Annotated in this window: 4 protein-coding genes; 1 reads left to right on the top strand and 3 read right to left on the bottom strand. The window is 61.2% G+C overall.

Annotated elements, in window-relative coordinates; translation table 11 throughout:
- The coding region (locus tag VF497_RS12515; protein WP_330889188.1) for an amidase family protein at positions 1–378 on the bottom strand (378 nt) is incomplete at its 3' end.
- Between the two features lie 298 nt (positions 379–676).
- Here VF497_RS12515 and VF497_RS12510 point away from each other — a divergent pair.
- Positions 677–2,314 (top strand): electron transfer flavoprotein-ubiquinone oxidoreductase, encoded by a 1,638-nt coding sequence (locus VF497_RS12510; RefSeq protein WP_330889186.1) that lies wholly within the window; start codon positions 677–679, stop codon positions 2,312–2,314.
- Between the two features lie 233 nt (positions 2,315–2,547).
- Here the strand turns inward: VF497_RS12510 and VF497_RS12505 are convergent, their stop codons facing one another.
- Complete coding sequence (locus VF497_RS12505) at positions 2,548–3,456, bottom strand: DUF3825 domain-containing protein (RefSeq protein ID WP_330889184.1); 909 nt, start codon at positions 3,454–3,456, stop codon at positions 2,548–2,550.
- 330 nt (positions 3,457–3,786) lie between these two features.
- Positions 3,787–4,359: DesA/ISL3 alpha bundle tail domain-containing protein (locus VF497_RS12500; protein ID WP_330889182.1), on the bottom strand; the 573-nt coding region annotated here is incomplete at its 5' end.

Below are 4,359 nucleotides of genomic sequence, written 5' to 3'. Positions count from 1 at the left end.
GACCGCGTATGCGTCCGCCTTCGCGAGCGCGTGCGCACCCGGCAGGCCGCAGCCGGTCGGCAGGCCGGCGACGTCGAAGTTGTCCTTGACCGCAACAGGAATGCCGTCGAGGCGGCCGATCTTGCCACTCGTGCGGCGCGCGTCGCTGGCGCGTGCCTCGTCGAGTGCGCGCGGGTTGAGCGCGATATAGGCATTCAACTCCTCGTTCTGCGCCGCGATCGCATCGAGACAGGTCTGCGTGAGCGCCTGCGCACTGATGCGCCCGCTGGCGAGCCAATGCAGGATCTGGCACAGCTCCGCACCGCGCAGGCACTTCGCCCCGGGTGGCGGCAGCGGTGCTAGCGATTCGGTGGCGGCTGGGCTCAGTTCGACATTCATGCAGTTCTCCCCTTTCGCGCAATTATTACCAAATTTTTGTTATCGAAGCGTGCATTTCGCGATACGAAACCGAACGGAAGCGAACGGCGAATATTTGCCGCGACCGCAGCAAAACCGCACAATCGCAGTTCAATAACGCATTCTCCGAAGAGCGGCTGCCACTTAGGCGCAGGGACGTGCCGACGCGACGAGCGCACAAGCGCTGGTCGCGGAAAACGTGGCGCGGCTCTGCCGCGACCGTTTTCTTGCAAACCGCGGCAGGATGCCCGGTTTTGCAACCAACAATGAGCCTGTCAGCATGAGCGAGCAAACTCCCCGCGACGTGATGGAATACGACGTCGTCACCGTCGGCGCCGGCCCTGCCGGTCTCGCCTTCGCGATCCGGCTCAAGCAGCTCAAGCCCGACATCCGCGTATGCGTGATCGAGAAAGCGTCGACGATCGGCGCGCAAATCCTTTCCGGCGCGGTGATCGAGCCGCAGCCGCTCAACGAGCTGCTGCCCGAATGGGGCAAGAATCCGCCGCCGGTCTGCGTGCCGGTGAGCGAGGACGAGTTCTGGTTCCTGCCGGACCACACACGCGCGATCAAATCGCCGATCACGCCGCCGCAGATGCACAATCACGGCAACTTTATCGTCTCGTTGGGAGCGCTTTGTGCGTGGCTCGCGCCGCAGGCCGAGGCGCTCGGCGTGGAAATCTATCCGGGCTTCGCCGCGAGCGAACCGCTGTTCGGTGACGGTGGCGCGGTCTGCGGCGTGCGCATCGGCGACATGGGCGTGGCCAAGGACGGAAAGCACAAGTCGGGCTACACCCAAGGCATTGATATCGTCGCGCCGATCACGGTGCTCGCCGAAGGCTGCCGCGGCCATCTGTCGAAGCATCTGATCGAGAAATACCAGCTCGATGCCGACAGCGATCCGCAGACTTACGGCATCGGCATCAAGGAACTCTGGCAGCTGCCCGCGGGCCGCACGACGCCGGGCAAGGTCGTGCATACCGTCGGCTGGCCGATGGACAGCGCCACCTACGGCGGCAGTTTCCTCTATCACCTCGACAACGATCGCGTCGCGATCGGCTTCGTCACCGGCCTCGATTATTCCGACGCGCTGCTGTCGCCGTTCGAGGCGTTCCAGCAGCTCAAGAACCATCCACACATCAAGCCGCTGCTCGACGGCGGCAGCATCGTCTCGGCCGGCGCGCGCGCGATCGTCGAAGGCGGTTACCAGTCGCTGCCGAAAGTCGAGATGCCCGGCGCGATGCTGATCGGCGATTCCGCCGGTCTGCTCAACGTACCCAAGATCAAGGGCACGCACCAGGCAATCCGCTCGGGCATGATCGCGGCCGAACACGTCGTCGCGGCGAACTCGCCGGCCGGCTGGGACGCGAAACTGCGCGACTCGGTCGTGATGAGTGAACTGAAGAAGGTGCGCAATATCCGCCCCGGCTTCAACAAGGGCCTGTGGTTCGGCCTCGCCAACGCGGGCTGGGAAACGCTCACCGCCGGCCTGTCGCCGTGGACCTTGAAAAACCACGCCGACTGGTCGTCGTTGAACAAGGTCGCGCCGGGCGAAACCGTCGCCGACGACCAGAAGCGCCTCGGCTACATCGAGCGCACGCTCGCGCCGCGCGACCGCCTTGCCTCGGTCTACTTCGCCGCGACCGAGCACGACGAGGATCAACCCGTGCACCTGCACGTCGCCGACACCGACGTCTGCGTGACCAAGTGCGCGAGCGAATACCAGAACCCCTGCACGCGCTTCTGCCCCGCCGGCGTCTACGAAATCGTCGCAGACGAATCAACGCAAGCCGGCAAGCGCCTGCAGATCAACGCCGCCAACTGCGTGCACTGCAAGACCTGCGATATCAAGGATCCGTACCAGATCATTACCTGGGTGACGCCGGAGGGTGGTTCGGGGCCGAATTACCAGAATCTATAGCGCGAACTCGGAATGCGTCTATTTGTTGCTATAGCTGCCGCGACGTCGGCGATACCCACCAATGCACCGATATCGTGCCCGCTCGGTACCGAATATCGGGCAACTGTAGCGGTAAGCAAATCGTCTCGGAAGTATGTACTTAGCGAAACTTCGTCTGACGCCTAGCGCCATGAGGCATCGCGAACGGCACCAGTGGTGCCGAGTTCGTCCGTAGTCTACGTAGGAGAGGATCGCTACGGGTCAAGCCATTCGCGATCAGGGCGAGTGATGAGTCGAGCCGAAAAGTAAGCCTGATCCAGGTCAAAGATCGTCTTTAGCCTATACGTCCTACTTACGTCTTCCCGCTCTATGAGGAAGCACGATACTTCGGGCGTGCTGCTCGCAGATTCGAACGGCAGCAACAACTGCATACGCCTTTCTTCCACGTAGTAGACCGGTATCGCAACCTTGTAGTTACGCTTTATGCGCGGCACAAGGCGTTCAAGGGCACCTTTAAGGTAAGTGCGGACCACTTCGTCCGAAACATTGGGAAGACCGGCGCGCTCTTTTGCTCGCTCAAAGAGATGATCGAACACGTCCCCATCAAGCTTATAGGACACATCGAACACGAAATCTCTGCTGTCGGCCGAATACCAAGCGATCTCCGGAACGTTTGTTCCGAAGTGGTCTCGGAAAGCGCGATCGCTTGGAGCATGGCAGCCTTTGAACACCCAGTCTGGGTAGCCATTGGTGTCATTCATGCCCCCAGCTTTCGGCTTGTACTGCTGGAAAGTAGCAAGCAAGTCTGAACCGTGCGGCGTCTGAAGGCCGGTATTAAACGCAACACGGCTCTTGTCTGCGGAAAACGAAAAATACTTGCCTGGCTGCTTCTTTTCCAACTCAAGAAGCCGCACAAAGGTGTAATTCAAATAATTCTTTAGCTTTGGTACGGCCGTGCTTTTATGGCGGTCTTTGAAGCGGTCTTGACGGAAAGTCCATGCTTCATATCCGTCACCCGTGGCACGCGCAATCGCCTTGAACGGTTCGTCATAATCCGGCTTTCCCTGTTCATCGAGCGTGTCACGCGGCGGGTAAAAGTGCGCAAACACTTCGCCAAACGGTTGGTTATAGTAGTGACGGAAAAGACTTTCGTAGTTCTTCATGGGCTTTGCTCCAAAGATAGGTTTGAAACTCGGAAAAGAATAGCCCCCGATAACGGGGGCTATTCAAATCTGTGTGCCCAATAGGGCGACGAACGTATCTTTGTGCTGCCCCGAGAGGGCGAGCCTGTCCTGAAGCGGTGTTGCTATGTATGTAGCTTTTTTGTACCTGTATTTTTGTAGCGAACAACCCGGCATATCGGGTTGCGCACCAGTGATGTTAGCGCTTTCTGGATCGGATAGCAAATTATCGCTCTAGGATGAAAAAGCCGCGGAGTCGAAACCCAGCCGCGGCTCTTGCTTCAGGACCGCGCGACGCGCAATCCGCTCAGGTCAAGCGCGCACCGGCGCGAGCGCGTAGCCGCGCAGGCGCGCGGCAAAGGTCGCGAGCGCGGCGATGCCGGAGGCTTCCGCTTCGCGGCACCATTCGATCAATGCCGCCTTCATCGCTTCGGCGCCACCGCTGTTGCGCTCGAGCACGGCCGCGAGGCGCGCACGGAAGTCGCAGACGGTGCGCAGGGTCGGACGATTCTCGACGAGGGCCTGCATCTTCTGGCGCGAATGCTCGTCGAGCCAGCGGCCGCCGTTGCCGAGCGCGCGGCGCAGTGCACGCGGGATCGCCTTGAGGTTGGCGCCGGCTTGCGCGGCGTCCTCGCGCAGGGTCGGCACGATCACGCCGCGGAAGTAGTCGCTCATCACTTCGAACTTGTGCGAGACCAGTGCCTTGATCGTCTCCGCATCGGGCAGCTGCACGTTCGGGCGCACGTCGAGCGTCGGCGCGACGCGCAGCACCTTGGCGAGGCCGACCGCACGCAACGCGCAGATGATGCCCCAGCCGATGTCGACCTCGAACTTGCGCAGCGCGAACTTGGCCGAGCTCGGGAAGGCGTGATGGTTGTTGTGCAG

The organism is Rudaea sp. (genome assembly GCF_036383415.1).
Lineage (GTDB): Bacteria > Pseudomonadota > Gammaproteobacteria > Xanthomonadales > Rhodanobacteraceae > Rudaea.
The sequence above is the reverse complement of the archived record's forward strand: the minus strand, read 5'-3'. Positions and strand labels throughout refer to the sequence as shown.

Bases quoted from the DNA above. Each gene is read 5' to 3' on its own strand.
- VF497_RS12505 (WP_330889184.1), bottom strand. From the start codon at position 3,456: ATGAAGAACTACGAAAGTCTTTTCCGTCACTACTATAACCAACCGTTT.
- VF497_RS12510 (WP_330889186.1), top strand. From the start codon at position 677: ATGAGCGAGCAAACTCCCCGCGACGTGATGGAATACGACGTCGTCACC.